The sequence below is a fragment of the Actinoallomurus sp. CA-142502 genome, from assembly GCF_050936355.1.
GTDB lineage: Bacteria > Actinomycetota > Actinomycetes > Streptosporangiales > Streptosporangiaceae > Actinoallomurus > Actinoallomurus iriomotensis.
This window is the reverse complement of the sequence record NZ_JBNJMY010000001.1, coordinates 5,781,895-5,807,986: the sequence shown is the minus strand read 5'-3', so window position 1 is coordinate 5,807,986 and position 26,092 is coordinate 5,781,895. Positions and strand designations below refer to the sequence as shown.

Annotated in this window: 25 protein-coding genes and 2 riboswitches; of the genes, 13 read left to right on the top strand and 12 right to left on the bottom strand. The window is 71.9% G+C overall.

Translation table 11 applies throughout. From position 1 onward, the window contains the following. Positions 1-17: 17 nt before the first annotated feature. A riboswitch (glycine riboswitch) is annotated at positions 18-115 on the top strand. Position 116: 1 nt separating this feature from the next. Continuing rightward, positions 117-227: riboswitch (glycine riboswitch) on the top strand. Between the two features lie 57 nt (positions 228-284). Continuing rightward, positions 285-3,125, top strand: coding sequence for an aminomethyl-transferring glycine dehydrogenase (gcvP, locus tag ACQEV1_RS27700; protein ID WP_433397148.1), 2,841 nt, complete (start codon positions 285-287; stop codon positions 3,123-3,125). A gap of 38 nt (positions 3,126-3,163) precedes the next feature. Here gcvP and ACQEV1_RS27695 read toward each other — a convergent pair whose 3' ends face one another. Beyond that, on the bottom strand, positions 3,164-3,349 hold the full coding sequence (locus ACQEV1_RS27695; protein WP_433405984.1) for a transcriptional regulator: 186 nt from the start codon (positions 3,347-3,349) through the stop codon (positions 3,164-3,166). A gap of 156 nt (positions 3,350-3,505) precedes the next feature. Between ACQEV1_RS27695 and ACQEV1_RS27690 the strand changes: the two genes are divergently transcribed. Further along, entirely contained in the window at positions 3,506-4,639 is a 1,134-nt protein-coding gene (locus tag ACQEV1_RS27690) for a tetratricopeptide repeat protein (RefSeq protein WP_433397146.1), read from the top strand. A gap of 121 nt (positions 4,640-4,760) precedes the next feature. Here ACQEV1_RS27690 and ACQEV1_RS27685 read toward each other — a convergent pair whose 3' ends face one another. Beyond that, complete coding sequence (locus tag ACQEV1_RS27685; RefSeq protein ID WP_285623734.1) at positions 4,761-5,189, bottom strand: PPOX class F420-dependent oxidoreductase; 429 nt, start codon at positions 5,187-5,189, stop codon at positions 4,761-4,763. A gap of 75 nt (positions 5,190-5,264) precedes the next feature. Between ACQEV1_RS27685 and ACQEV1_RS27680 the strand changes: the two genes are divergently transcribed. Further along, on the top strand, positions 5,265-5,876 hold the full coding sequence (locus ACQEV1_RS27680) for an alpha/beta hydrolase family protein (protein WP_285623737.1): 612 nt from the start codon (positions 5,265-5,267) through the stop codon (positions 5,874-5,876). A 53-nt stretch (positions 5,877-5,929) separates the two neighbouring features. On the opposite strand, the gene ACQEV1_RS27675 is transcribed toward ACQEV1_RS27680, so the two are convergent. Next, entirely contained in the window at positions 5,930-6,133 is a 204-nt protein-coding gene (locus ACQEV1_RS27675; protein WP_285623739.1) for a DUF5999 family protein, read from the bottom strand. Between the two features lie 311 nt (positions 6,134-6,444). Between ACQEV1_RS27675 and ACQEV1_RS27670 the strand changes: the two genes are divergently transcribed. The 5 genes from ACQEV1_RS27670 (at position 6,445) to ACQEV1_RS27650 (ending at position 12,230) form a co-directional block, all read left to right on the top strand. After that, on the top strand, positions 6,445-7,197 hold the full coding sequence (locus ACQEV1_RS27670) for a (Fe-S)-binding protein (RefSeq protein ID WP_433397143.1): 753 nt from the start codon (positions 6,445-6,447) through the stop codon (positions 7,195-7,197). Then, positions 7,194-8,342, top strand: a complete 1,149-nt coding sequence (locus ACQEV1_RS27665) for a 4Fe-4S dicluster domain-containing protein (RefSeq protein ID WP_433397141.1) — start codon at positions 7,194-7,196, stop codon at positions 8,340-8,342. The genes ACQEV1_RS27670 and ACQEV1_RS27665 overlap by 4 nt, the downstream gene beginning before the upstream one ends. A gap of 288 nt (positions 8,343-8,630) precedes the next feature. Then, entirely contained in the window at positions 8,631-9,221 is a 591-nt protein-coding gene (locus ACQEV1_RS27660) for a LutC/YkgG family protein (RefSeq protein WP_433397139.1), read from the top strand. A gap of 268 nt (positions 9,222-9,489) precedes the next feature. After that, positions 9,490-11,496 carry a zinc ribbon domain-containing protein gene (locus tag ACQEV1_RS27655; RefSeq protein WP_433397137.1) on the top strand — a complete coding sequence of 669 codons (2,007 nt, stop codon included), beginning with the start codon at positions 9,490-9,492 and terminating at the stop codon, positions 11,494-11,496. A gap of 74 nt (positions 11,497-11,570) precedes the next feature. Then, complete coding sequence (locus ACQEV1_RS27650) at positions 11,571-12,230, top strand: DNA alkylation repair protein (protein WP_432705587.1); 660 nt, start codon at positions 11,571-11,573, stop codon at positions 12,228-12,230. A gap of 7 nt (positions 12,231-12,237) precedes the next feature. On the opposite strand, the gene ACQEV1_RS27645 is transcribed toward ACQEV1_RS27650, so the two are convergent. Next, positions 12,238-13,104 carry an oxygenase MpaB family protein gene (locus tag ACQEV1_RS27645; RefSeq protein WP_285576066.1) on the bottom strand — a complete coding sequence of 289 codons (867 nt, stop codon included), beginning with the start codon at positions 13,102-13,104 and terminating at the stop codon, positions 12,238-12,240. A gap of 126 nt (positions 13,105-13,230) precedes the next feature. Further along, positions 13,231-13,767, bottom strand: coding sequence for a TetR/AcrR family transcriptional regulator (locus ACQEV1_RS27640; RefSeq protein ID WP_285576064.1), 537 nt, complete (start codon positions 13,765-13,767; stop codon positions 13,231-13,233). Positions 13,768-13,946: 179 nt separating this feature from the next. Here ACQEV1_RS27640 and ACQEV1_RS27635 point away from each other — a divergent pair, with 179 nt between their 5' ends. From ACQEV1_RS27635 to ACQEV1_RS27620, 4 genes are all read left to right on the top strand, one after another. Next, positions 13,947-14,357, top strand: coding sequence for a plectin (locus ACQEV1_RS27635; RefSeq protein ID WP_285623753.1), 411 nt, complete (start codon positions 13,947-13,949; stop codon positions 14,355-14,357). A 331-nt stretch (positions 14,358-14,688) separates the two neighbouring features. After that, a complete protein-coding gene (locus tag ACQEV1_RS27630; RefSeq protein ID WP_285576060.1) occupies positions 14,689-15,315 on the top strand; it encodes a maleylpyruvate isomerase N-terminal domain-containing protein in 627 nt (208 codons plus the stop codon). 102 nt (positions 15,316-15,417) lie between these two features. Beyond that, on the top strand, positions 15,418-16,563 hold the full coding sequence (locus tag ACQEV1_RS27625; RefSeq protein ID WP_433397133.1) for an FAD-dependent monooxygenase: 1,146 nt from the start codon (positions 15,418-15,420) through the stop codon (positions 16,561-16,563). Positions 16,564-17,364: 801 nt separating this feature from the next. Then, on the top strand, positions 17,365-18,012 hold the full coding sequence (locus ACQEV1_RS27620; RefSeq protein ID WP_285576049.1) for a lysophospholipid acyltransferase family protein: 648 nt from the start codon (positions 17,365-17,367) through the stop codon (positions 18,010-18,012). Here ACQEV1_RS27620 and ACQEV1_RS27615 read toward each other — a convergent pair. Beyond that, positions 17,999-18,646 (bottom strand): response regulator transcription factor, encoded by a 648-nt coding sequence (locus tag ACQEV1_RS27615; protein ID WP_285623756.1) that lies wholly within the window; start codon positions 18,644-18,646, stop codon positions 17,999-18,001. The genes ACQEV1_RS27620 and ACQEV1_RS27615 overlap by 14 nt on opposite strands. Continuing rightward, on the bottom strand, positions 18,643-19,941 hold the full coding sequence (locus ACQEV1_RS27610; RefSeq protein WP_433397131.1) for a sensor histidine kinase: 1,299 nt from the start codon (positions 19,939-19,941) through the stop codon (positions 18,643-18,645). The genes ACQEV1_RS27615 and ACQEV1_RS27610 overlap by 4 nt, the downstream gene beginning before the upstream one ends. Before the next feature lie 322 nt (positions 19,942-20,263). Between ACQEV1_RS27610 and rho the strand changes: the two genes are divergently transcribed. Then, positions 20,264-21,463 (top strand): transcription termination factor Rho, encoded by a 1,200-nt coding sequence (gene rho / locus ACQEV1_RS27605; protein ID WP_433405982.1) that lies wholly within the window; start codon positions 20,264-20,266, stop codon positions 21,461-21,463. A 6-nt stretch (positions 21,464-21,469) separates the two neighbouring features. Here the strand turns inward: rho and ACQEV1_RS27600 are convergent, their stop codons facing one another. From ACQEV1_RS27600 to ACQEV1_RS27580, 5 genes are all read right to left on the bottom strand, one after another. Beyond that, positions 21,470-22,267, bottom strand: a complete 798-nt coding sequence (locus tag ACQEV1_RS27600; protein WP_285623759.1) for a hypothetical protein — start codon at positions 22,265-22,267, stop codon at positions 21,470-21,472. Positions 22,268-22,480: 213 nt separating this feature from the next. Next, positions 22,481-24,283 carry a glutamine--fructose-6-phosphate transaminase (isomerizing) gene (glmS, locus tag ACQEV1_RS27595; RefSeq protein ID WP_433397129.1) on the bottom strand — a complete coding sequence of 601 codons (1,803 nt, stop codon included), beginning with the start codon at positions 24,281-24,283 and terminating at the stop codon, positions 22,481-22,483. 12 nt (positions 24,284-24,295) lie between these two features. Beyond that, positions 24,296-24,565: a hypothetical protein gene (locus ACQEV1_RS27590; protein ID WP_285623763.1), complete on the bottom strand. Its 270-nt coding sequence runs from the start codon at positions 24,563-24,565 to the stop codon at positions 24,296-24,298. Between the two features lie 103 nt (positions 24,566-24,668). Next, positions 24,669-25,421 carry an SDR family NAD(P)-dependent oxidoreductase gene (locus tag ACQEV1_RS27585; protein ID WP_433397127.1) on the bottom strand — a complete coding sequence of 251 codons (753 nt, stop codon included), beginning with the start codon at positions 25,419-25,421 and terminating at the stop codon, positions 24,669-24,671. Further along, positions 25,418-26,089 carry a hypothetical protein gene (locus ACQEV1_RS27580; protein ID WP_433397125.1) on the bottom strand — a complete coding sequence of 224 codons (672 nt, stop codon included), beginning with the start codon at positions 26,087-26,089 and terminating at the stop codon, positions 25,418-25,420. Before ACQEV1_RS27580 ends, ACQEV1_RS27585 begins: the two co-directional genes overlap by 4 nt. Positions 26,090-26,092 lie beyond the last annotated feature (3 nt).

Below are 26,092 nucleotides of genomic sequence, written 5' to 3'. Positions count from 1 at the left end.
AGGGTGGAGATCGCCGTCGAACCCGCGCGGGAGAGATCCCGGTGCAGCCAGTGCCGGGGCGCCGAAGGAGCAAACCTCCCCGGAACCTCTCAGGCAAAAGGACCGCGTGGGCGAGGCACCTCTGGAAAGCGGGAGACCGCGGCCGTTCCATCGGCCGCCGATCCTCACCGAAGGTGCAAGCCGCGTCCGTCGCGGCGAAGCTCTCAGGTCCAGGTGACAGAGGGGGAGACCGGCCACCGGCGTGCCCGGTGGCGTTCGCGCCCCGACTCGCCTGGAGGCTCCCCATGACCGAGGTTCCGTTCGCCGCTCGCCACATCGGACCCTCCCCGGCCGAACGCGCCGCGATGGCCGAGACCGCCGGGTACGACGGCGTCGGCGCGCTCGTCGACGCGGCCGTGCCCGCCCGGATCCGCACCGACCGCCCGCTCGACCTGCCGCCCGCGCTCAGCGAGGTGGAGGCGCTGGCGCGGCTGCGTGAGCTGGCCGCCCGCAACCAGGTGCTCACCTCGATGATCGGCCTCGGCTACCACGGGACGATCACCCCGGGCGTGATCCTGCGCAACGTCCTGGAGAATCCCGGCTGGTACACCGCCTACACGCCGTACCAGCCGGAGATCTCCCAGGGGCGGCTCGAGGCGCTGCTGAACTTCCAGACCATGGTGAGCGACCTGACCGGGCTGCCGGTGGCGAACGCCTCGCTGCTGGACGAGGGCACCGCCGCCGCGGAGGCGATGACGCTGGCGCACCGCGTCGCGCCGCGGGGGAGCGGCGACACCTTCCTCGTCGACGCCGACGTGCTGCCGCAGACCGTCGAGGTGATCCGCACCCGCGCGGTGCCGCTGGGCATCGAGGTCGTCGTCGCCGACACGTCCGGGGGACTGCCGGAGGGCGACTTCTTCGGCGTGCTGCTGCAGTACCCGGGCGCGAGCGGCGCCGTACGCGACCTGTCGGGGCTGACCGAGGCGGCGCACGGGCGCGGCGCCCAGGTCGTGGTCGCCGCCGACCTCCTCGCCCTGACACTGCTCCGGCCGCCGGGGGAGTTCGGCGCCGACATCGCGGTCGGCACGACGCAGCGCTTCGGCGTGCCGTACGGCTTCGGCGGCCCGCACGCCGGCTACATGTCGGTGCGTGACGGCATCCAGCGCCAGCTCCCCGGCCGGCTCGTCGGCGTCTCGCTGGACGCCGACGGCGGGCCGGCGTACCGGCTCGCGCTGCAGACCCGGGAGCAGCACATCCGCCGGGAGAAGGCCACCAGCAACATCTGCACCGCCCAGGTGCTGCTCGCCGTGATGGCGAGCATGTACGCCGTCTACCACGGTCCCGAGGGGCTCACCGCCATCGCCGAGCGGGTGCACGAGCGCGCGACGCTGCTGCGCGGCGGCCTGGGCGCGGTGGGCGTCGAGGTCGTCCACGACGCCTTCTTCGACACCGTGCTCGCCCGGGTTCCCGGCCGCGCCCGCGAGATCGTACGGGCCGCGGCGGAGGACGGCGTCAACCTGCGTCTGGTCGACGACGACCACGTCGGCGTCTCCTGCGACGAGACGACCACCGAGGCCCACGTCGCGACGGTGCTGGGGGCGTTCGGGCGGACGGAGGAGCACACCGGCCTCACCCGGCAGGAGGCGATCCCGCGGGGGCTGCGGCGGGAGAGCGAGTTCCTCACGCACCCGGTGTTCCACGCGCACCGGTCGGAGACGGCGATGCTGCGCTACCTGCGCCGGCTCCAGGACAAGGACATCGCGCTGGACCGCTCGATGATCCCGCTCGGCTCCTGCACGATGAAGCTGAACGCCACCGCCGAGATGGAGCCGATCACCTGGCCGGAGTTCGCGCAGATCCACCCCTTCGCGCCGCTGGAGCAGGCGCGGGGGTACGTCGAGCTGATCGGTGAGCTCGAGTCCTGGCTCGCCGAGATCACCGGGTACGCCAAGGTGTCGGTGCAGCCCAACGCCGGTTCGCAGGGGGAGCTGGCCGGCCTGCTCGCCGTGCACGGCTACCACGCCGCACGCGGAGAGAGCCACCGGAACGTCTGCCTGATCCCGTCCTCGGCGCACGGCACGAACGCCGCCAGCGCGGTGATGGCCGGGATGCGGGTGGTCGTGGTCAAGAGCACCGAGAGCGGCGACATCGACCTCGACGACCTGCACGCCAAGATCGACAAGCACCGCGACGACCTCGCCGCGATCATGGTGACCTACCCCTCGACGCACGGCATCTACGAGGAGACGATCACCGAGGTCTGTGAGAGCGTGCACGCGGCCGGCGGCCAGGTCTACGTCGACGGCGCCAACCTCAACGCCCTCGTCGGGCTGGCGCGCCTCGGGGAGTTCGGCGCCGACGTGTCGCACCTGAACCTCCACAAGACCTTCTGCATCCCGCACGGCGGCGGCGGGCCGGGCGTCGGCCCGGTGGGCGTGCGCGAGCACCTCGTGCCGTTCCTGCCCAACCACCCGCTGCGGCCCGAGGCCGGTCCGGAGACCGGCAGCGGCCCGATCTCGGCGGCTCCGTGGGGCTCGGCGGGCATCCTGCCGATCTCGTGGGCCTACATCGCGATGATGGGCGCCGACGGGCTGCGCGAGGCGACCGAGGCGGCGGTGCTGGCCGCCAACTACGTCGCCAAGCGGCTCGACGGCCACTACCCGGTGCTGTTCACCGGCCGGGGCGGCCTCGTCGCCCACGAGTGCATCATCGACATCCGGAAGATCACCAAGGAGACGAAGGTCAGCGCCGAGGACGTCGCCAAGCGGCTCATCGACTACGGCCTCCACGCCCCGACCCTCGCCTTCCCGGTGGCCGGCACGCTGATGATCGAGCCGACCGAGAGCGAGGACCGCGCCGAGCTCGACCGCTTCTGCGACGCGATGATCGAGATCCGGCGGGAGATCGAGCGGGTGGCGGCCGGCGAGTACGACGCCGACGACAACCCGCTCAAGAACGCCCCGCACACGGCGGCGTCGCTGCTGACCACCGAGTGGAAGCACTCCTACACCCGCGAGGAGGCGGCCTACCCGGTCCCGTCGCTGCGGGAGAACAAGTACTGGTCGCCGGTGCGCCGCATCGACCAGGCCTACGGCGACCGCAACCTGGTCTGCGCCTGCCCGCCGCCGGAGGCCTTCGAGTCCTGACCCGTACGCGCGTGCGGGCCGGGCCCCGGCCCGCACGCTCAGCGGCGCCGCGACTCGCGGAATGAGTCCTCGTCGTCGGCGTGGAGGACCTCCTCCACGGTTCCGCCGAAACAAGGGCCGGGCGGATCGCGAGCGGAAGCGCGGCCCTGCTCGATCGCGTTGATCGTCTGGCGCGACACGCGCTCCGGTGTCGAGGACGCTTTCCATTGGCCCGAGCCGGACATCGCGGTCACGCTGCGGGACGAGGCGGCCCGAATCCCGTTAGGCTCATGCCACACGCCGCCTACCCCCAAGGGCACGGAGATGAGTGCGAGCGACGCCTGTGAGGCGCCGATGAGGACGTCCGGCGACGGGACCGCCCGTGGCCGCCGGAGCGCGTCATGACGACCCCGCCGGAGGAGGCGGCCACGGATCCGTCGACCCGGCTCGACGAGGCACGCAGACACGCCGAGGGCGGCCGGCTCGACGAGGCCGCCACACTGTTCCGCCAGGTGATGGAGGCCGGCGCGACGGCCGAGCGCGCACAGGCGGCCCTCGGGCTCGCGGTGGTGCTCGAGAGCGGCGGCGACCTCGACGGCGCCCGCGAGGCCGACCGGGCCGCGATCGCCACCAAGGACCCGGAGTACGGCGCGCGCGCCGCGTACCACCTGGCGTTGTCCTGGGAGCGCTCCGGCGACCGCGACCGGGCGCGCGAGGCCTGGCGGACCGTGGTGGACTTCGCCAACCCGGCGTACCTGCCGCCCGCCTGCCTGGCGCTGGCGCAGCTCGCCGACGAGGAGGGCGACGCCGCGCAGGCCTGCGAGTGGTGGGAACGCGTCATCGCCACCGGCGACCCGCGCTACGGCCCGGCCGCCGCCCACGACCTCGCGCTGCGGCTGCTCGACTGGGGCGAGCCCGCCCGCGCCCAGCGCGCGCTCGACGCGGCGCTGGACGTCGTCGACCGCAGGCGCGACCGGCAGACGCACGCGCGCCTCGCGGTGAGCCTCGGCATCGCCCACCTCGAACAGGCGATCGCGGCGTTCGGCAGCGTCACCCCGACCGAGGACTCCGACCCCGAGGTCGTACCACTCGCGATCGAACTCCTGGCCCGCACCCTCCCGCTGCGCGGCCGCGACGAGACGGCCCAGGAGGTGTGGCGCCGCGGGCTGGACGATCCGGCGCTGGGCGAGCACGTACGCGCCCGGCTGCGGCGCACGTTCGGCACCGACGGCGGCGAGCACCTGTGGTGGGAGGACGACATCGAGGCCGCGCTGCGGGCCGGCGCGCTGCCGCTGCTGACCGGTGAGGCGTTCGGCGCGCTCGACCACATGTACGCGGTCGCCGCCATGCGCTACGCCGAGGGCCCCGAGGGGCTGCCCGCCGAGCTGTACGACCTGCTCGGGCAGCTCGTGCGGGTGCCGGAGGACTACGCCTGGGGCGAGGCGCTGAAGGAGAGCTTCGCCGAACGCCTGCGACAGGTCATGGGCGGCTCGGACGCACCGGTCCCACCACCGAGGTGGCCCGCCGACGAGTGAGCCGGCGAGCGCGTCCGCCGGTCGCGCTCGGGTTTGCCGGTCGCGCTCGCCTTCTCACTCACTCCGCGGACGGCTCGTTCCTCACCGTCCACTCCGCTCGCTCGTCGGCTCGCCGCTCGGGTCAGTCGGCGATGTCTCGTACGGCGACCGCCTTCTCGATGCGGACGCGGACGAGGTACTCGCCGGGCACGCCGTTGCGTTCGCCGTACTCCTCGGCGCGGTCGCCGCCCATGTAACGGCCGCCGAGCCGGGTCGCCCACCGGCGTACCTCGTCCAGGTCGGTGGACAGCGTCGCCCGTCCCCACAGCGACACGAACGAGAACGGCGGCGCGTCCTCGTCCACGCACACGCAGATGCGCGGGTCGCGGCGCAGCGCGCGGCCCTTGACGCTCGACTCGTGGGTGGTGAAGACCAGGTCGTCGCCGTCGAGCAGGAACCAGATGGGCGTAACGTGCGGTGTTCCGTCGGCACTGGTCACCGCGGCCTTCCCGGTACGGGTGCCGCTCGAGACGAACTCCCGCCACTCGGCCGTGCTCATCGTCTTCGCCATGATCAGATCATCTCCCATGCCGCCCGCGCCACACCGGCCAGGGGGAGTCGACGCAGGCGGAGTACGGTGCGTGCCATGGAGCCGACGTGGGAGGTGGCGACGCCGGCGGGGCCGGCCGAGGTCACGCTGGACGAGGTGGCCGACCCGGCGTTCCTGCTGGCGCTGACGCACGGGTCGAACGGCGGGCTGGACGCGCCGGACCTGCGGGCGGTGCGCGCCGAGGCGATCCGGCTGGGCGGGGCCGTGGCCGGGATCCGGCAGCCGTTCCGCGTGGCGGGAAGGCGGGCGCCCGGGGCGCCGGACCGCCAGGACGAGGCCTGGCTGACGGTCATCGAGGCGCTGCGGGAGCGGTACGGCGACGTGCCGCTGATTCAGTGCGGGCGGAGCAACGGCGCCCGCGTGGCGTGCCGTACGGCGCTGAAGGCCGGGGCGCGCGGAGTGCTCGCGCTGGCGTTCCCGCTGCACCCGCCGTCGAACCCGGCCAAGTCGCGCGCCGGGGAGCTGCGCGACGCGGGGGTGGAGGTGGTGGTCGTCAACGGCGACCGTGATCCGTTCGGGGTGCCGGATCCGGCCGACGCGACGGAGGTGCGCATCGTGCCGGGCGAACGGCATGATCTTTCCCGGACCCCGTCGGCGGTCGGCGAGGTGGCGGCCGAATGGCTCGGCCGATGGAGCGGTCGAAGCTGAATCCCCCTGAGGATGATCACTCGAAAGAACTAGTCCCCCGTGTGAGGAACGTGTCAGGCCGCCGACGGAGCAGGAAGGTCCGTCGGACGGTGCGGAGCGATGATCTCCCCGTCGGGAAGCAGCTCACCGGTGTCCTCGAACAGCACGATGCCGTTGCACAGGAGACTCCACCCCTGCTCGGGGTGGCACGTGACGGTGCGGGCGGCCTCGCGGTCGCGCGCCGTCGCTTCGGGACAGGGCGGCTGGTGTTGGCACATGGTTCGTGCCTCCGGTCTCAACTACTGGGGTGGTCTGTCTGTGTGTCTCTATCCAGTGAGACGTTGTCAAGTGTGCTGTGGTTCACCCTCACGGCGACATAGCACGGCCGGGCGGTTTTCCAGTTGGCCTGATCGCCTCCCAGTACTCACCGGTGACACAGATCACTTTACGGCTTATCGGCCCACACTCGCATCAATAACGGCCAAAGAACAACTCTTGGGGCAGAGCGCGACTCTGTTCGAGTTTCCATGATCAGCCTTGAATCTCCGTCCTAGGATGCTGTAGTGCGTCGGAGGGAAGGGGAGCCCACGTGCGCATCGCCGTGTTCGTCACGTGCTGGGGGGATGCGCTTTTTCCCGCCACTGGACGGGCCGTCGTACGGCTGCTCGAGCATCTCGGGCACGAGGTCGTCTTCGAGCCGGCCCAGACCTGCTGCGGGCACATGCACTGGACGGCCGGATACCATCCGGAAGCCATCGCGCTGGCCCGCCGCCTCACCGAGGTCTTCGCCGGTCATGACGTGATCGTGACCCCGTCCGCCTCGTGCGCCGCGACCGTCCGCACCGCCTACCCGCGGATGGACCCGGCGCTCGCCGGCTTACCCGTCTACGAGCTGTCCGAGCTGCTCGTCGACGTGCTGGGCGTCACCGACGTCGGCGCGCGCTACTCGCACCGGGTGACCTACCAGCCGACGTGTCACTCGTTGCGGGCCCTCGGTCTCGGAGACCGGCCGCTCCGGCTGCTGCGCGCGGTCCGCGACCTGGAGCTGGCCGACCTGCCCGAGGCGGGGGAGTGCTGCGGCTTCGGCGGGGCCTTCGCCGTGAAGAACGCCGACACCTCGGTCGCGATGGTCGCCGACAAGATCGCGCGGATCCACGAGACCGGCGCCGACGTGGTCTGCGCCACCGACGACTCCTGCCTCACCCACCTCGGCGGCGCCCTGTCGCGGCTGCGCCGCGGGGTGCGCGCAGTGCACCTCGCCGAGATCCTCGCCTCCGGGCTCGGGGCGGCCGGGCCCGCGCCGGTTCCCGGTGGCGTGGCGCGGCGAGCGGACGCGCCGTGAGGTTCTCCGACGCGGCGCGCCCCGAGCTCGGCGACCCCGCCGCGCGCCGCGGGCGACGACGGGCCGCCGCCGAGGCACGGGGGCGCCGCGCGGACGCGGTCGGCGGCTTCCCCGGCTGGGAGGCGCTCCGCGAGGCCGGCGCCGCGATCCGCGAGCGCACGCTCCACGAGCTCGGCACCCACCTCGAGACGCTGGAGGCCGCCGTCGAGGAGGAGGGCGGGCACGTCCACTGGGCGCGCGACGCCGCCGAGGCCCGCCGGATCATCGACTCCCTGCTTCCGGACGACGTCCCGGCCGCCCTGGTCCGCTCCGACGTCACCGACGAGATCGGGCTCGACGGCGCGGAGCCCGGCCCGCACAGCAAGGCCGCGGTCGTCGGCGCCGGCTTCCTGGTGGCCGAGACCGGCACGCTCGTCGTCGCCGAGAGAGGCGACGGCCTGAGCTTCCCCGGCACGCTCGTGGCCGTGGCGGGCATCGAGGACGTCGTTCCCGGCTGGACCGACCTGGAGGTGCTGCTCCAGCTCGTGTCCCGCGCGGGCGCGGGCGTGCCGATGCGGCCCGCGATCAGCACCCGCACCGGCGACTTCGCGCTCGTGCTGCTCGACAACGGCCGTACCACCGTGCTCGCCGATCCGGACGGGCGGGCGGCCCTGCGGTGCGTCCACTGCTCGGCCTGCAGCGACGTCTGCCCCGTCTTCCAGCGCACCGGCCCGCGGCCGTACGGTCCGGGCCGTGCGGGGCCGATCGGGGCCGTGCTCACGCCGCAGGTACGCGGCGTCGAGGCGCCGCTGGGCGCGTCACTGCCGTTCGCCTCGACGCTGTGCGGCGCGTGCGCCGACGTCTGCCCGGTGAAGATCGACATCCCGGCGATGCTCGTGCACCTGCGGGGCCGGGTCGTCGACGCGCGCCGCGGCCGTCCGGTGCCGCCACCGGAGATGCTCCTGATGCGCGGCCTCGCCTGGAGCATGGGCGACGAGCGCCGCTACGAGCACACGCTCGTACGCCGGGCGCGGTGGGCGCGCCTGCTCGCCCGCGACGGGCGGATCCGCCGGCTGCCCGGCCTGTTCGGCAAGTGGACCGACGCCCGCGACCTGCCCGCCCCGCCCCGGCAGAGCTTCCGCGCCTGGTGGCGGCGCCGACGATGAGCGAACGCGGCGAGCGAATCGGTGAGCATGGTCCGCCTGCGGTCACTCCCTCCGACGAAGGAGGATCCAGTGAGTGAGCGCGGCGAGCGAATCAGTGAGCATGGTCCGCCTGCGGTCACCCCCTCCGGCGAAGGAGGATCCAGTGAGTGAGCGCGGCGAGCGAATCAGTGAGCATGGTCCGCCTGCGGTCACCCCCTCCGGCGAAGGAGGATCCAGTGAGTGAGCGCGGCGAGCGAATCAGTGAGCATGGTCCGCCTGCGGTCACCCCCTCCGACGAAGGAGGATCCAGTGACCGCTCGTGAGGAGATCCTGGGGCGGGTACGGGCGGCGTTCCCCGGTGGGGACGGCGGGGGCGGGACCGTGCCGCGCGGCTACCGGCGGCGCGCCCCGGTGCCGCGCGGAGACGTGATCGCGCTGTTCGGTGAGCGTCTCGCGGACCGGCGGGCCGCCGTGCGCCACGTGGCGCTCGACGAGCTGGCGGTGGCGATGGCGGCGATGCTCTGGGCGCGTGAGGCCAAGCGCGTCGCGGTCCCCGCCGACCTGCCACGGGCCTGGCTGCCGGGCCTCGACGGCGTGCGCCCGCTCACCGACGACCCGCCGCTCGACCCGGCGGCGCTCGCCGAGGCGGACGGCGTGGTCACCGGCTGCGCGCTCGCCATCGCCGAGACCGGCACCGTGGTCCTCGACGGCGGACGCGCCCAGGGACGCCCGGAGCTGACGCTCGTCCCGCGTCACCACCTGTGCGTGGTGCACGCCGACCAGATCGTGCACACCGTCCCCGAGGCCGTCGGCCGTCTCGACCCGTACCTCCCGCTGAGCTGGATCAGCGGTCCCTCCGCCGGACGCACGCTGGAGATCCTCGTAGTGGAGGACTGGTAACTGACAGGGCTGTGTGGTCGTCTCCCGTCGTAGGCTCACGGGTTCTCTTAAGGGTCCGTGATGTTTCGTGGCTGGTCGCTCGAGGGCGTCGAGTTGCGGTGGTTGGTCACGATGGCGAAAGCGGGTGTGCTCGATGGTGTTTCGCCGGTGGGCGGGTGAGGCCCTGACGGTGCTGGCCTCGCTCGAATTTTCGAATGACCGAGCGGATTGCGGATACGGGTCGTTACCGTGCGTGCATGCTTGGTTGCGTGTCATCCGGTCGTGTCGTATGAGCCGGAAACTTCCGTTGGCTGAGGGTCAGGTGGCCCGGACCGCGACCGCCCGGATGCTGCTGCGTGGCGGGGTCGATGAGAAGACCGGTGAGGCTCTGACGGCGCGGATGGTGGCTGAGCGGGTGGGCTGGGCCGCGGATCTGGTCGCGGGGATGACCGCCGGCCTGCTGGCCGAGCATTGGAATGCCGGTGATGTGGCGGTGCTGGCCGGTGGGGTGGATGGCGCGGGTCGGGTGTTGCCTGCGAATGCGTGGATGGCGTTGCGACGTTTGGGATGGGGCGCGACCCCCTCTGAGGGGATCAAGGTCAATGACCGGATCGTGCGGATGGCGCAGGAACAGGCCGGGCGGATCCTGCGTGGTGCGCAGCACCGCGTCCAGCTGACCGCCGGAATCTTGGCGACCTGGCCCGCCGAGGCGGGAAAACGCACGCCGGCTGAGTGGGACGCCGTCCGTGAGGCGATCCCCGGCGGCCGATCCCTGCCCGGCAGCGTGATCAAAGCACGCACACGGCAGATCATGGCCTTCGCCGAGAAGTATGGGCGGTTTCCGGTCGATGTGTTCGAGCTGGAAGAGGTGCCGGGTGCGGCGCGGATGCTGGTGCTGGCGGCGGTGGACCGCCAGCAGGCCACCTTGGAACGTGCCGACGAGGACCCGGCCAGGGTGCTGGTGCGGCTGCAACTGCCCCTTCGCCCGGATCCGCGTTCCTACGCCGACTGGACCTGGGTGGCCTGCCCGCTCACGTTGCCGCCCACCGTCCCGCCTGATGCGGTGCCGCACCTGCCCACACTCCGCCCCCAAGACCAGAAAGTAAGCGTGGACCTGGCGTTCTCCCACCCCGTCCCCAAGGCTGAGGGGAAGGGCCACACGACGGCGCTGGGGGTGGACTGGGGCCTGAACACTCTGCTGGCGGCAGGCGCGGTGCACCGCCGCAATGACGGCACCATCACCACACTCGGGGCCGGAGCGATGTTCCGGGCCGCCGGGGTGATGGCCCGTCAGCACAGGCTACGCCGCCACGGCGAACGCCTGCACGCCAAAACCGACACCTACGCCCGCCTCATCGGTGATCGGGAGGGCCACTACCTGGCCGCCAAACACGCCGTCCTGACGGCCGAACGCCGACACGTGGCCGATCGCCGGTCCGGTTTGAACGACGCACTGGCCTGGTCGGCCGCGCGGTGGACGGTGGATCAGGCGATCGCTGCGGGCGCGAGCGTGATCTATGTGGAGGATCTGCGGTCGATGGAGGTCAAGGGCATGGGCCGCACCCTCAACACCCGCCTGTCCCAAACGGTGCGTGGGCAGATCGCCGAAGACATGCGGCACCTGGCCGCCGAGACCGGCATCGCTGTGGTCACCGTCCCCGCTCCCAACACTTCCAAGCACTGCCCGCAGTGCCTGGTCCCTTTGCGGCACTGCAAGGCACCCGACCGGCCCACCACACCCGGATGGAAATGGGCGATCTGCCCCGACCCGCAATGCGGCTGGCAAGGCGACCGCGACCAGAGCGCCTGGCGGCGTATCGCCGCCCGAGGCCTCACCCACCAGCACACCACCACCATCGACCGCGCCACCGGCCACATGACCATCCCCCGCGTCATCGACACACTCGAAACCAGCGCGGTCATCGCGTCGACCGTGCCTTCTCCAGCCGGCGGGGGTGACCGGTCCAAGACCGGACCCACCCCGCACCGATCCCCACGCCCCGTGCCCAGGCGACGCGGGGCACCCTCCACCCCCAGCCCCCGCAGGCCGGCAGGTCAGCGTCCGGAGGGACACGCTCACACGGACCCCAGACCGCCCCGAGCGGCCTGCCGGTACCAGGGCGTGCGCACACCCGTGCACACGATCAGCTCAAGCACCCCCACCAGTCGGAACCGTCCACGGCACCGACCCAAGGGAGCGGCACTGGGCGCAGGCTTCCACCTGCACGCCCACGCCACCCCACCACGATGGGCAGATCCCCCGATCACAACACTTAATGTGACTACGGATCCCTAAGCTGATCAGAGACGCTGCATCCTTCACGTGATGGACAGGAGGCCGGGGTGGCCGAGACGACGGTGGCCGAGGTGATGGCCGAACTGGCCGCCCTGGAGGACCCGAAGACACGCGAAGTGAACGAGAGGCACGGTGACGATCACGGGGTGAACCTCGGCAGGCTGCGGGCGTTCGCGAAGCGGCTGAAGACCCAGCCGGAACTCGCGCGCCGGCTCTGGGAGACCGAGGACACCGCGGCGAGGCTGCTGGCGCTCCTCATCTGCCGTCCCAAGGCGTTCGAGCGTGACGAGTTGGACGCCATGGTGCGCGACGCGCGTACCCCGAAGGTGCACGACTGGCTCGTGAACTACGTGGTGAAGAAGAACCCGCACGCCGAAGAGCTGCGCGTGGCCTGGTCCGCCGATCCGGATCCCGTCGTCGCGAGCGCCGGCTGGGCGCTGACCACCGAACGCGTGGCGAAGAGGCCCGAGGGCCTCGCCCTCGCAGGCCTGCTCGACGTCATCGAGGCGGAGATGAAGGACGCCCCGGATCGCCTGCAGTGGGCGATGAACCACTGCCTGGCTCAGATCGGGATCGAGCACGCCGAGCACCGCGCCCGTGCGATCGACATCGGCGAGCGCCTGGAGGTGCTCAAGGACTACCCGACCCCTCCGAACTGCACGTCTCCGTTCGCGCCCGTCTGGATCAGCGAGATGGTGCGCCGACGGCAGGACGACCAGGGCGTTCGCGCGTGAGCTCCGCTCAGCCCGTGCGCGCGGCGCGCTCGCGGATCCAGCCGGGGCCGATCTCCTCCAGCGTGTAGCCGTTCCGGTACGTGCGCGGGCGCGGTGTCTTCGGCATCGACGCCGGGCGCGCCGGCATCAGCCGGACCAGCAGCGCGCGGGCCCGCAGCGCGCGGTCGGCGGCGACCTCCAGCGCGCGCGGCGCGCCGCGCAGGCCCAGCGCCTCCCGCAGCGGCGCGTCGGTCATCGCGATCACGCCGCTGCGCGCGAGCGGCCGCGCGAAGCGGGGGAACCAGCCCTGGAAGATGGCGATCGTCGCATCGGCCACGCGGCGGCTCGGCTCGTTGAAGGCGAAGTGCTCGCGCTCGTAGCCATCGAGCAGGGCGGCGAACTCCTCGTAGGTCTCCGGGATGTTCTTCAGGCCCATGAGGCGGCCCATGTGCCGGAAGGTGTTGACCGTCGCCCGCACCTCGTGCCGGCTGTACGGCCGCCAGCCGTACCGCGAGATCCACCGCACCGGCACGACCACGAAGGTCGCCAGGACGTAGAGGAAGTCGTCGTTGCTGATCGGGTACCTGCCGTGGATCCGGTTCATGTGCCGGATCGCCGCCCGTCCCCGCGGGGAGTCCATGCCGCCGTCGCGCGTCGTCTCGTACAGCAGGACGACGGTGTCGTCGTAGCGCTTCTGACCGTGGTCGGCGAACTCGCGCGTCCGGTCGAGCAGTCCGCCGATGGAGGGGACGGCGTAGGTGCGGAAGAGCGCGAGTTCGAGCGCGCGGGTCACGTCCCAGGGGAACTCGTACTCGGTGCTGATCCGGTAGATCTCCTGGTAGTCGCTCTCGGGGTCGAGCCGCTGGATCTGCCGGAGCCGGGAGTAGCGGGCCATGCGAGCCCTCCGGGGGTAAGAGTTCGCTTACAGGGGATCGGCGCGAGCATCGTACGGGACGATCCGCCCCGGTGCTGTGGCAGGGCTCACAGTCACCGGGCGGCCGCACATCGTGGCGGACGCCGATCAGGCGATCGCGGCCAGCACCCCGTCCAGGCCCGCGCGGAACCGGCCGTCGCGGTCCAGATCCGGCGCCGTCTCGGCGGCCTGCTCCCGCGCGTCGAGTGCGACCACGCCCAGGAGGTAGCCGAGGAGGGTGTGCGCGCCGACCGCCGCCTCGGCCTCCGTGCGCCCGGCGGTGCGCAGCAGGTCCTGGACCGACTGGGTGGTGGCCATGAGCGCTCCGGGGTTGCGCCGGGTCACGATGAGCGGCATGACGCCGACGTGATCGAGCAGCCGGTCGCGGTAGCCGCCGGCCCACGCGCGCAGCCGGTCGCGCACGTCACCGGCGCCGGGCGGCACCGGGTGCGCGGCCACGTGCGCGATCAGCTGCTCCAGCAGTTGTTCCTTGCCGTGGGGGAGATGGTGGTAGATCGCCATCGCCTCGACCTCCAGGGCATCGCCCAGCCGGCGCATGGTGAGGCGGCCGAGCCCCTGGCCGTCGATGAGGTGGAGCGCGGTCTCGATGATGCGCTCACGGGTGAGCGGCGGTCGCTGCGACATGATCGCACCTTACTATGTAAAGGCGGCGGCCGGGAAGTGTCCCCGCCGCGTGTCACCCCGCGTCACCCTCTACCCTTGGCTCGGGACAGCAACGAAGGAAGGAGCGCCGTCATGAGCGAACGCAGTGAGCGAATCGAAGACACAGCGCTCATGGTCACTGCTCCGACGAAGGAGGGCTCATGAGCCTGGGTCGTAAACCGAGCCCGGAGGTCGCCGAGCGCTACGCCGCCGACAAGGAGCTCGCCGCCGGCCTGCGTGACAGGCTCGCCGACGCGCAGGAGGCCGAGAGCCGCCTCCGCTCCGCCCAGGCCGAGCACCGGCCGTACGAGGACGTGCGCGAGCTCGCCATCGCCTACGACCGCGCGCTGTTCGACGCGCTGGCCGCCGCGAACGCCGCCGAGCGCGTGGCGATGGGGACCAAGACCTACGAGTCCGGCGACGCCAAGCAGCGCCGGGGCGCGCAGATCGCCGCTCGTCGCGCGCGGGCCAAGCCGTCGGTGCGGCCGTACACCGACGAGGCCGACCGGCTGCGGTCGCTGCGCGAGGCGCACAAGCTGAGCTTCCGCACCAGCCCGTCCATCGCGAGCTGAGCCGGCCGTCTCGTAGATCGTTCGCTTGCATCCGGTCATCAGCACGGTGACCTGACGGCGGGGTCGCGGTCCCGCTGGGCACACTGGGCGCAGACGTTGATCGTCTCGTGCGCTCGTGCCCGTGGAGCCGCGGCCGGCCGTAGCCATCGAACGTAGCCATCGAACGCTTGCGCGTGGGGGTGACGCGACCAGCGTGAACACGGCGTACCGAAGTGACACGGGCCGTCCGACTCTGAGAATCTACCGACTCAGAGAATCGTCGTGGGCCACAGCGCCCGGTCCGCTCGCGGCGAAGCGAGTCAGTGGGAAGTGCTCTGTCCGGGGGGATCACGTGGAGCGCACGCCGCCAGATCGGCGCGACCTTCTGCGCGCGTGCAGAGAGGGCGTCGTCGCGATCTGTGAGCTGGCCGCGCACTTCTCCGACTGGTCCGTGCCCACGCCGTGCCGGGAGTGGGAGGCCATCGACCTGGCCGGTCACCTTCGCTGCGTGGCGGAGAACTTCCACGAGTACCTCAACGACGCCCCGTCCAGCCGGCTGTCCCGGCTGTTCGCCCAGGACGCCCCCGCCGCCCTTCTCGTACGCCAGCTCTCCCGGCAGAACGCCGCGGAGCTGGCCGTGCTGCCGCCCGCGACGGGCCGCGAGCACATCGTCGCGTTCGCCGTCTCGGCGGAGGCGTACGCCGACCGGCTGCCGGACGTGTGGGACGAGGCGTACCTGTCCTACCGCGGCACCAAGCTGACGGCGGGCGACTACGCCGGCGCGGTGTGCGTCGAGTGGCACCTGCACGCCTGGGACCTCGCCCGCGCCCTCGACAAGGACCACCGCCCGAGCCGGCCCGACGTCATCGAGGCCGCCTGGCGCACGGGCGTGCCGCATCTGCCCGCACCGGCCGGGGGAGACCGCTGGGAGGCCGTCCTGCGCGCCTCCGGCCGGGCTCCCGACTGGCAGCCCACCTGACGCCTTCTGTCAGCGCGGCGTAGGCACACCGCAGCCATCGATCAGCGCCCTGTCAGCACACCCGGCGACGCTCCGGGTGATCGAGACGACAGGGAGAGTGTCATGCGGAAGGTTCTCATCGTCGGTGCGAGCATCGGCGGGCCGGCGGTGGCCCACTGGCTGGGGCGGTACGGGTTCGAGGTCACGGTCGTGGAGCGGGCGGCCGGTCTGCGGCCCGGTGGCCAGGCGATCGACGTCCGGGGCCCGGCGGTCGAGGTGGTCCGGCGCATGGGGGTGCTGGAGGAGGTCCGCCGCCGGAGCACGGACCTGCGCGGCATGTCGATGGTCGGCGAGAACGGCGAGGAGCTGTTCCGCACGACCGATCGGACCGCGAGCGGCGGCGACGTGGACGGTCCGGACGTGGAGATCCTGCGCGACGACCTGGCGGCGATCCTCGCCGGCGCCGGTGAGGCCGAGTACCTCTTCGGCGACGCGGTCGTCGCGCTCGACCAGGACGCCGACGAGGTACGGGTCGGCTTCCAGAGCGGTACGCGGCGGACCTTCGACCTGGTCGTCGGCGCGGACGGGGTGCACTCCTCGACGAGGCGGCTGGTGTTCGGGCCGGAGGAGGACCATCTGCGGCACCTCGGCAGCTACCTCGCCGTCTGGACGGTGCCGAACTACCTCGGCCTGGACCGCTGGGAGGTGGTGTACCCGATGAGCGGCGACCTCTGGGGCGCGATGGTGATGAGCGTCCGCGGCAACCGGGAGGCGAGGGTCTACGTGGGCTTCGACACGGATGTGCCGCCCGCGACGTTCCTGCCCTCGGACGTGGGCGAGCAGAAACGCCTGGTGGCCGAGTGGTTCGCCCACGCGGGCTGGGAACTGCCGCGGCTGCTGAAGCACATGGAGGACGCACCGGACTTCCACTTCGACGCCATGGCGCAGATCCACCTGGACACGTGGTCGCGCGGCCGGGTCGCGCTCGTCGGCGACGCAGGGTACTGCGGATCGCCCGCCTCGGGCCAGGGCACGAGCATGGCGCTGGTCGGCGCGTACGTCCTCGCGGGCGAACTCGCGCGGGCCGGCGGCGACCACGCGGCGGCCTTCGCGGCGTACGAGCGTGAGTTGCGCGACTACGTCGCCGGCAACCAGGCCCTCGCACTGGAGAACCAGGCCCGGCGGCGGGAACAGGCGAAGACCGGCGATCACGCGCTTCCGGAGAACCCGCGAGAGGTCGTCGACGCGTACCCGCTGAAGGACTACTGACCGGCGGCGGAGACGACCTCGCCCCCGGCGTCGCGGCCCGGCCGTGACCGCGGACGGCATAGGCGGCTCGAGCCGCCGGCCGACAGGCACTTCGCCTCCCGGGCCACGCTGGGTGACGACGTGCTCATGGCGGAGCGGCGTCCCCTGGTACGGACGCCGCTGCAGGGCCTCCAGGCGCGCGGCGAGCACCGCGCGGGGTACGTCGAGGTGGGCGGGAGGTCGCGGTCCGGCGCGCCCGGAACCTTTCTGTGCGCGGTCGCGTGGCGGCCCTGTCGGCGACGCTGGGGGAGCCGAGGGCCGAGAACCGACGTCTTCTGGCAACTCGTCGATCGCGACCGAGAATGACTGCCTGATGGGCTGCGAGCCCGGCCGGCCGCGCTGCTCGGCGCGATCACGGGTGGCCGGAGGTGGTCGGCCTGCTCGTGGCCACCTCGTCCTGCCGGCCACGAGTACCTCACCGGCGAGGAGTCTCCTTCCTGGTCTCCCTGCCGGTACGACGGCTCACCACCTCGTCGCGAGCGATCCCCTCTCTCGGCCGCCCTGGCGACGACACCGCGCGCTTCGGGGGCGGGGCTGGAGGCATCCTCGGCTGGACCGGTCCAGGTCGCGCACGCCGCACTCGTCGTCTTTGTGAGTCCCGCACCAGTCGGCGCGATCGCCGCTACGCTCATCGGTAGAAGTTCGTGCGTCAAGTGAGGGTGTGGTACAAGAACCGTCGGTTATTTCTTGTAACGCCCCCGCACCGACGCGCCGGGAGGTGAGGCGTCAGACTGTCGGGCACCCCTCGGTGGAAGGCTGACCGTGTTCTTCTGGTTGCTCAAGCACATCCTGCTCGGCCCCTGGCTGCGTCTGTTGTTCCGGCCCAAGGTCGTCGGCACGATGCCCAAGCGTGGGCCGGCCATCATCGCCTCGAACCACCTGTCGTTCTGCGACTCGCTGTTCCTGCCGCTCATGGCGCCGGGGCAGCTGGTCTTCATCGGCAAGGACGACTACTTCGTCCGCAAGGGCATCAAGGGCCGGCTCATGGCCGCCTTCTTCCGCGGCGTCGGCACGATCCCGGTGGACCGTCGCGGGGGCAGTGAGGCGGCCGACGCCCTCAGCACGGCGCTGCGCGTCCTGCAGGAGGGCCGGCTGTTCGGCATCTATCCCGAGGGCACGCGTTCGCCGGACGGCCGGCTGTACCGCGGCAAGACCGGCGTCGCGCGGCTCGCGGTGGAGTCCGGTGCGCCGGTGTACCCCTGCGCGCTCATCGGCACCGACGACATCCAGCCCACCGGTTACCGCATGCCTCGCAAGATCATGCAGCCGGTGATCAAGCTCGGCGAGCCGCTCCGGTACGGCAAGGACGCCGATCTGCGCAAGGCCACCGACGAGATCATCGCGGCGATCCAGGCGCTATCCGGCCAGGAGTACGTCGACGTGTACGCCTCCACGATCAAGAAGGGCTGACGAAGCCGGACTCGTAGGCCGCGATCACCGCCTGTGTACGGTCGCGGGCCCGCAGCTTGGCCAGCACGTTGCCGACGTGTGTCTTGACCGTCTCCACGCTGACCACCAGCTCGCCCGCGATCTCGGCGTTGGACAGCCCGCGGGCCATGAGCGTGAGCACCTCACCCTCGCGGTCGGTGAGGCGCGCCGTGCGTACCCGGTCGGCGTCGCGGCCGCTCGCGTGCCGGGCGGCCAGCCCGCGGATCGCGGCGGGGAACAGCAGCGAGTCGCTCAGCGCCACGGTGCGCAAGGCCTGGATGATCTCCTCGGTCCGGGCGCGCTTGAGCAGGAAGCCGCTCGCGCCCGCCCGCAGCGCCTCGTACACGTAGTCGTCGTTCTCGAACGTGGTGATGACGAGGATGCGAGGCGGCTCCGGCACCGTGGACAGGATGGTCCGCGTCGCCTGGATGCCGTCCACCCTGGGCATCCGGACGTCCATCAGCACCACGTCGGGGCGCAGGGAGCGCACCAGGGGGAGTACCTCCGCGCCGTCGCCGGCCTCGCCCACGACGGCGAACCCGGGCTCCGCGTCGATGATGGCCCGCAGGCCGGTGCGGATCAGCACCTCGTCGTCCACGATCAGAACGTCGGTCACTGGCCCCTCACACTCTCCCGCTCCACGCCGTCGCCGGCCGCCTCTCGGTCCTCCACCGTCTCGCCGGACCAGGGCACGACCGGGAGCGTGACGGCGACCCGCCAGTGCCCGTCGTCCGCGCCGGCGGTCATCCGGCCGCCCAGGACCGCGACGCGCTCGCGGATGCCCCGCAGCCCGTGCCCGCCGCCCGTACGGGGCGGGGCGGACGCGTGGAGCGGATTGGTCAGCTCCAGTACGAGCCGCGAGGCGCGCACCGCCAGGCGTACCGTCACGGGCACCTTGCCGGCGTGCCGCAGGGCGTTGGTGAGCCCCTCCTGCACGATCCGGTACGCCTCGCGGGACACCACCGGCGGAACCTCCTCGACGCGGCCGAGGTCCGCGTGCACCTCGACGCCCGCTGACCGGGTCTGCTCGAACAGCGCGGGAAGGTCCGTGAGGGTCCGCTGGGGCGTCTTCGCGCTCATGTCCTCGCGCAGCAGTCCGAGGACGTGGTCGAGGTCCTCCAGGGCGGTGCGTCCGGTCTCCTCGATCGCGGTGAGCGCACGCCGGGCGAACTCGGGGTCGCTGTCGAGCAGGCGTGCCGCCGCGGCCGCCTGCAGCGTGGTGACGGTGAGCGCGTGGCCGACGGAGTCGTGCAGCTCCCGTGCCAGCCGGTTGCGTTCCAGCAGCGACTCGGCGCGCCGTTCCAGATGGGCCAGCCGGTCGGCGGCGGAGGGGCCGAGCAGCAGGGGCGCGAGCCGTGCGAACAGGGCGCCGGCCCCGGCGCCGAGGTAGGCGATCGCGGGCAGCGTCAGCAGCGCCGCGGGCACCGACCAGGACGGCGCGAACACCAACGTGTGGCCGAGGAACCGGCGGGTGGCCGCATGGTCGAGGAACGGCGTCTCCAGCAGGAACAGCATCATCGGCACGCCGAACACCACGGCGAAACCGATGGTGCCGCCGACACCGATGTGCAGCAGCCACCAGACGGCGGTGCGGCGGCGCGAGCGCCATGACCGCAGGCCCTCGGGCGTCTCCTCGGGCAGCCGCACGCCCAGCAGCGTCTCGGCGGCGGTCCGGCACAGGACCCGTACGGCCGGGATGAAGGCGACGGCGCCGGAGATGACGATGAAGGAGACCAGCATGCCCAGCGCGCCGATGAAGCCGCGCGTCGGCTGGTCGCTGACGTGCCGCATGATCTGCACGAGCGCGGCGTAGATCAGCACGTACGGCACGAGCAGCGCGGTGCCGCCGAGGAGGAAGGTCCAGCGCCGGTAGGTGGTGACGCTCACGAGCGGGCGGACCACGGATCTCATGTCGTCGATCCTGACAGAGCGTGCCGTCCGCCGCCTCCCCCGTGCGAGCGAGGCCGAGTCCCCTTCGCGCGCCGGTGTGGCGGAATAACGACGGGTTGGTATACGCTAACGATGTTGCCGAGGATTCCGGTTCATCCGGATAGGCGCTCTTCCCAGCCGATATGGCTGCGTCTTTCTCGCCCCCTTCTTGCTCCGGGCGACCGAACCTCCTCCGCGAGATCGATGTTTCTCTCGTCGGTTTCCGGCGTGCCTGTGGCGCGCCTCCAGGCCGCGTGTCCTTTTCCGCGTGCCCTTTCTCTGATCTTCCCGCCGAAAGGATCCCCTGATGAGCACGATGATCGAATCCGCCGCCGCGACCCGGCCGGCGGACTCCAGGCCCCCCGAGGAGAACCCGCCCGCCCCGGTGTCGGGCATCCTCGACGTGGGGGACAAGAATGCCTTCGTCCGGGTCACCGGCTACCTGCCGGGCCCCGGCGACACCTACCTGTCCGCCGCCCAGGTCGCGCGGTACGGGCTGCGCCCCGGCGACCACGTCGAAGGCGCCGCGCGCTCTCCCCGGCCGGGCGACCGGCGCGAGAAGTTCCGCAACCTCGTCCGCCTGGACACCGTCAACGGCCGCCCTGCGAACGATCCGAACAACACCGACAAGAGGCCGGAATTCGCCGACCTGACGCCGTTGTACCCACAGGAACGCCTGCGCCTGGAAACGGGCCGCGACGACCTGACCGGACGCATCACCGACCTGATCGCCCCGATCGGGAAAGGCCAGCGCGGGCTCATCGTCGCACCGCCGAAGGCGGGCAAGACGATGGTGCTCAAAGCCCTCGCCAAGGCCGTGCGCGCCGCCGACCCCGAATGCCACCTGATGGTCGTCCTGGTGGACGAACGGCCTGAGGAGGTCACCGACATGCGGCGGTCGGTGGACGCCGAGGTCGTGCACTCCACCTTCGACCGGCCGGCGAGCGACCACGTCGCGGTCGCCGAGCTGGCGATCGAGCGAGCCAAACGGCTCGTCGAACTCGGCCGTGACGTGGTCGTCATCCTCGACTCGATCACCCGCCTCGGCCGGGCGTACAACCTCGGGGCGCCCTCGAACAGCCGGATCCTCGCCGGTGGCGTCGCGACGAGCGCGATCCACCCGCCGCGCCGGTTCCTCGGCGCCGCCCGCAACATCGAGGACGGCGGCTCGCTGACCATCCTCGCGTCGGTGCTCGTGGAGACCGGCTCGCGCATGGACGAGGTGTTCTTCGAGGAGTTCAAGGGCACCGGGAACATGGAGCTGCGGCTCCGCCGTGACCTCGCCGACCGGAGGATCTTCCCGGCCGTGGACATCGCCCCCTCCGGCACGCGCCGCGACGACCTGCTGATGTCACCGGCGGAGCTGGAGGCGGTCAACCGCCTGCGCCAGGTCCTGACCGCCCTGGGCCCCCAGGAGGCCCTCGAACTCCTCATCGGCAAGCTCCGCGACACCTCGTCCAACGCGGAGTTCCTCACCCAGATCCTGCGCGAAGCCGCGCGCTGACCCGCATCACCACCACTCGACGGCCGGCCCGCTCCGTATGAAATAGGCGTAGGGAAATTCGCCGATCATGTCGTTGAGAGGTGCGGCCCACCCGTCCCGGCCGTTCACGGCATAGACGTCGTCCAGGTGCACGGCGTTCATGTAGCGAGGAAACCTCGATGAGTGGTCCGCCAGGTAGAGGAACCCTCGGGAGCCCGGCACGTAGCTCATCTGCTCCAGGATCTTCGCCGTCCCGGTGACATTTTCGAACTGGTAAGGGCGGCCGGGGTCCCATCGTCTGCTCGCCAGTCCTTCAACGAAGGTGTCGAAGTCCATCTCGTATGCTGGTTTGCCGGCGACCGACACCTTCTTCGTGGTGAGGAAGTCGTCTATCGCGAGCGCACTCGACCAGGAAGGCTCTTGCTGCAGAACGCCCCCGACGAGCTTTGTGTTCTGGCCTCTGAGGGGATTCACGTTCCTGGCGACGAAGTTCATCACCTCGCCCGTGCAGTTGTTCCACTTCGACCTTCGCATGTACGCCGCGACATCGCTGATCCTCTGGTGGCCGAGACGCAACCACTCCTCTTCTTCGCGGGTGACGTTCTCAAAAGGATTCTCTCCGCGGAGGGTGCCGTCGACGAAACGACCCCTGACGCCCTCGGTGTCCCGAGGTAGGAGGTGGTTCACGTTATCGGTGACGTCCTTGTAGGCGTGAGAGATTCCTCTTGCCGCGTTAGAGGCCCCCTTCGCGCCCGTGTGGAAAAAATCTCCGGTTGCACGGAAAATCGTTTTCGCGAGGTTCTTTCCTTCTGCGCCACCGACCATGCGAATCTCCTGTGGGGGCATACGGGAGGTCGGCCGAAATCCCGTACGCGCCATCGTGCTGATCGCACGACATCGCAGCCCCCGGCCAGGTGCCGGCTTGGCGGCGGAGCCGACCGGGGGAGGGCGTTGACGACGGCCGACGCATGGTCGGCATCATACAGACATCAGTGTCTCTTCGACGGGCGAAGCGTGCCGCCTCCGCCCGGCCGGGTTCTAGTCGACGGTGACGCTCTTGGCCAGGTTGCGCGGTTTGTCGACGTCGTGGTCGAGCGCGACCGCGGCGTGGTACGCGAGCAGCTGCAGCGGGATCGGCAGCAGGATCGCGTCGAGTTCCGGCTCGTTCTTGGGCACGACGACGGAGTCCTCACCCGCGTCGGTGTGGCCGATCGTGATGACCCGGCCGTGCCGGGCGCGGATCTCCCCGAGCGTCGAGCGGTTCTTGTCCAGCAGTTCGTCGTCCGGCACGATCGCGACGGCCGGCAGGTCGGGGCTGATGAGAGCGAGAGGCCCGTGCTTGAGCTCGCTCGCCGGGTACGCCTCCGCGTGGATGTAGGAGACCTCCTTGAGCTTCTGCGCCCCCTCCCGCGCGACCGGCCAGCCGCGCACCCGGCCGACGAACAGCATGCTGCGGTACTTCGCCAGGTCCGCGGCGAGGGCGGCGATCCGGTCCTCCTGCCGCAGGATCTCCTCGATCTGGCCCGGCAGCGCCCGCAGGCCCTCGGCGATCCGCCGCCCGTCGGCGGGGGACAGGTCGTGGATGCGGCCCAGATGCAGGGCGAGCAGCGCGAACACCACGGCCGTCGAGGTGTAGGCCTTGGTGGAGGCCACCGCGATCTCCGGTCCGGCGTGCAGGTAGATCCCGCCGTCGCACTCGCGGGCGATCGCGCTGCCGACCGCGTTGACCACTCCGAGGACCCGGCCGCCCTTGCGCCGGAGCTCCTGGACGGCCGCGAGCGTGTCGTACGTCTCGCCGGACTGGCTCACCGCGATGTACAGCGTGTCCGCCTCGACGACCGGGTTGCGATAGCGGAACTCCGAGGCGGGTTCGGCGTCGGCCGGGATGCGGGCCAGCTCCTCGATGAGCTGCGCGCCGACCTGCCCGGCGTAGTACGCCGAGCCGCAGCCGAGGATCTTGACCCGGCGGATCGCCCGCGCCTCGCGCGGGTCCAGCTCCAGCCCGCCCAGGTGCGCGGTGTGGAACCGGCCGTCGAGCCGCCCGCGCAAGGCGCGCTCGACCGCGGCGGGCTGCTCGTGGATCTCCTTGCGCATGAAGTGCGTGTAGCCCTCGGCGTCGTAGGCGGCGTCCTCGGTCTCGATGACCGACGGCTCCTTGCGGGTCGCGCGGGCGTCGAGCGTGGACGTGCGGAACCCGTCCGGGCGGATCGTGGCGAGCTCGCCGTCGTCCAGGTGCACCACCTGGCGCGTGTAGCGGACCAGCGCGGCGACGTCGGAGGCCGCGTACATCTCCTTCTCGCCGATGCCGAGCACGACCGGGCTGCCGTTGCGGGCGACGACGAGCACGCCGGGGTGGCGCGTGTCCACGACGGCGATGCCGTACGTGCCGACGATCTGCGACAGCGCCTCGCGTACGGCGTCCTCCAGCTCGGCGGCGGCCGAGCGCGCGATCAGGTGCGGCAGGACCTCGCTGTCGGTCTCGGAGGCGAGGACGACGCCGTCGGCCCGCAGCTTGGCGCGCAGCTCGTCGGCGTTCTCGATGATGCCGTTGTGCACGACGGCCACGGTGCCGGCGACGTGCGGGTGGGCGTTGTCGTCGCTCGGCTCACCGTGCGTCGCCCACCGGGTGTGGCCGATGCCCGTACCGCCCTTGAACCGGGCGGGCAGGCTCGCCGCGAGGGCGGCGACGCGGCCTGCGGCCTTGCGCACCCGCAGGTCGCCCGAGCGGCCGACGACCGCGAGCCCGGCCGAGTCGTACCCGCGGTACTCCAGGCGTGCCAGCCCCTCGGTCAGGATGGGGACGGCGTCCCCGGGCCCGGTGTAGGCGACGATTCCGCACATGAGTCCTGCCTCTCAGCCGTAGACGATCCGCCGGAGCTGGCGCAGCGACAGCTCCGGCGGAGCCACGCGGCGCTGCGGCAGCTCGGCCGCGACGCGTTCGAAGATCTGGTCGTTGGTGAGCCCGGCCGCCTTCAGCTCGGCGTGCCGCCGGCGGACGAAGTCCTCGGCCGGCTCGGCGAAGTAGGCCAGCACGTCGGCCACCACGCGCGCGGCCTCACCCGCGCTCAGCGACGTCGTACGGGCGAGGTGGACGAGAAGGTCGTCGTACGCGTGGCTGGGCATGTGGCAGGATCTAACCCCATGTGGCGAGAGAAAGCCAAGAATCCTGCCCGATATCGGGCAGGAAACGGGCCTTAGGTCCCTGTAATGGTCCTTCCGTAAAGAGTCAGGCGGTCGCGCCGCCGTCGACGGTGAGCTCGTGTCCGACGACGAACGCCGCCTCGGGCGAGGCCAGCCACAGGACCGCGGCGGCCACCTCCTCGGCCGCGCCGATCCGTCCCGCCGGGACGCGCGCCCCGACCCGTGCCGCGCGGTCCGCTTCGCTCTCGCCGGGGCGCATCGACATCGCGGTGGCGACCGGTCCGGGGCTGACCACGTTGATCCGTACGCCGTCGGCGACGGCCTCGCGGGCGGCGGCCTTGGACAGCGCGACGACTCCGGCCTTGGTCGCGCCGTACGCGCCGAGGCCCGGCACGGCGGTGACTCCGATCGACGCGGTGTTCACGATCGCGCCGCCGCCGTGCGCGCGCATGTGCGCGATCTCGTGCCGGAGCGCCAGCCACACGCCGGTCAGGTTGGTGCCGACCATGGCCGTCCAGTCGTCCTCGGCGATCCCGGTCACCGGCCCGCCCGCCAGGACGGCGGCGTTGTTGAACGCGACGTGCAGGCCGCCGTGACGCTCGACCGTGGTGGCCACGAGCCGGGCGACATCCTCCGATCTCGAGACGTCGGCGGTAACGGCGCTCGCGGTGCCGCCCTCCTCCTTGATGAGCCGCACGGTCGCCTCCAGCGGCCCGGCGCCGCGGCCGGCCACGACGACGGTCGCGCCCTCGCGGGCGAACGCCAGCGCGGTGGCCCGGCCGATGCCGGAGCCGCCGCCCGTCACGAGCGCGACCTGTCCGGGAAAGCGTGCGGTCATGTCCTTCTCTCCTGTTCATCGAGTCCGGCGCCGAAGCGGCGCCAGGGGTGCGGTGAGGGCGAGGGCGGACGCGGCGCCCCGCGGCGCGACCGCGTACCCGCTTCCGGCCTCGCCCGAGTGGGCGTTCGCGATCGCGACCAGGACGGTGAGCCCGACCGGCGGCCCGACCTCCATGGCGCGCCACCGGCCAGCCCCAGATGTCCGGCCGGGACGTTCTCGGTGGCCGCGACCGTCGCGGCGGCGAACGTCACGCCCGCGCCCAGCGGGAAGACGAGCAGCCCGGCGTAGGGCGCGCCGAGACGGGCGAGCAGCAGCGGCCCGGCGGCCGGCAGGCGGCGAACCCCGAGCCGGGGGAGCAGCCGGCCGGCGAGCACACCCGCGGCGGCCAGGGCCGGGGCGGCCACGAACACGGCGCGCGGCCGGAGCAGGTCCGTGAGACGGCCGCCGAGCAGCAGCAGCCCGCCGAAGGACGATCCGTACGCGGATGCGGCGGGCACCAGGTCGCGGGGGCCGGTCCGCAGGTCACGCTGGATCGCGGGGAGCGCGACGGTGATGACGGGGATGCTCGCGATGACCGTGACCTGGATCGTCGCGAGCAGGGCGAAGGCCGCTCTATCGAGACCGATCGTTCTGTTATCGAGGCGTGCGGAGGTGTTGGTCGAGGTCACGGT

Coding starts and splice junctions, on each gene's coding strand:
- gcvP (WP_433397148.1), top strand. CDS start 285: ATGACCGAGGTTCCGTTCGCCGCTCGCCACATCGGACCCTCCCCGGCC.
- ACQEV1_RS27695 (WP_433405984.1), bottom strand. CDS start 3,349: ATGTCCGGCTCGGGCCAATGGAAAGCGTCCTCGACACCGGAGCGCGTG.
- ACQEV1_RS27690 (WP_433397146.1), top strand. CDS start 3,506: ATGACGACCCCGCCGGAGGAGGCGGCCACGGATCCGTCGACCCGGCTC.
- ACQEV1_RS27685 (WP_285623734.1), bottom strand. CDS start 5,189: ATGGCGAAGACGATGAGCACGGCCGAGTGGCGGGAGTTCGTCTCGAGC.
- ACQEV1_RS27680 (WP_285623737.1), top strand. CDS start 5,265: ATGGAGCCGACGTGGGAGGTGGCGACGCCGGCGGGGCCGGCCGAGGTC.
- ACQEV1_RS27675 (WP_285623739.1), bottom strand. CDS start 6,133: ATGTGCCAACACCAGCCGCCCTGTCCCGAAGCGACGGCGCGCGACCGC.
- ACQEV1_RS27655 (WP_433397137.1), top strand. CDS start 9,490: ATGAGCCGGAAACTTCCGTTGGCTGAGGGTCAGGTGGCCCGGACCGCG.
- ACQEV1_RS27650 (WP_432705587.1), top strand. CDS start 11,571: ATGGCCGAACTGGCCGCCCTGGAGGACCCGAAGACACGCGAAGTGAAC.
- ACQEV1_RS27645 (WP_285576066.1), bottom strand. CDS start 13,104: ATGGCCCGCTACTCCCGGCTCCGGCAGATCCAGCGGCTCGACCCCGAG.
- ACQEV1_RS27640 (WP_285576064.1), bottom strand. CDS start 13,767: ATGTCGCAGCGACCGCCGCTCACCCGTGAGCGCATCATCGAGACCGCG.
- ACQEV1_RS27635 (WP_285623753.1), top strand. CDS start 13,947: ATGAGCCTGGGTCGTAAACCGAGCCCGGAGGTCGCCGAGCGCTACGCC.
- ACQEV1_RS27625 (WP_433397133.1), top strand. CDS start 15,418: ATGCGGAAGGTTCTCATCGTCGGTGCGAGCATCGGCGGGCCGGCGGTG.
- ACQEV1_RS27610 (WP_433397131.1), bottom strand. CDS start 19,941: ATGAGATCCGTGGTCCGCCCGCTCGTGAGCGTCACCACCTACCGGCGC.
- ACQEV1_RS27600 (WP_285623759.1), bottom strand. CDS start 22,267: ATGGTCGGTGGCGCAGAAGGAAAGAACCTCGCGAAAACGATTTTCCGT.
- glmS (WP_433397129.1), bottom strand. CDS start 24,283: ATGTGCGGAATCGTCGCCTACACCGGGCCCGGGGACGCCGTCCCCATC.
- ACQEV1_RS27590 (WP_285623763.1), bottom strand. CDS start 24,565: ATGCCCAGCCACGCGTACGACGACCTTCTCGTCCACCTCGCCCGTACG.
- ACQEV1_RS27585 (WP_433397127.1), bottom strand. CDS start 25,421: ATGACCGCACGCTTTCCCGGACAGGTCGCGCTCGTGACGGGCGGCGGC.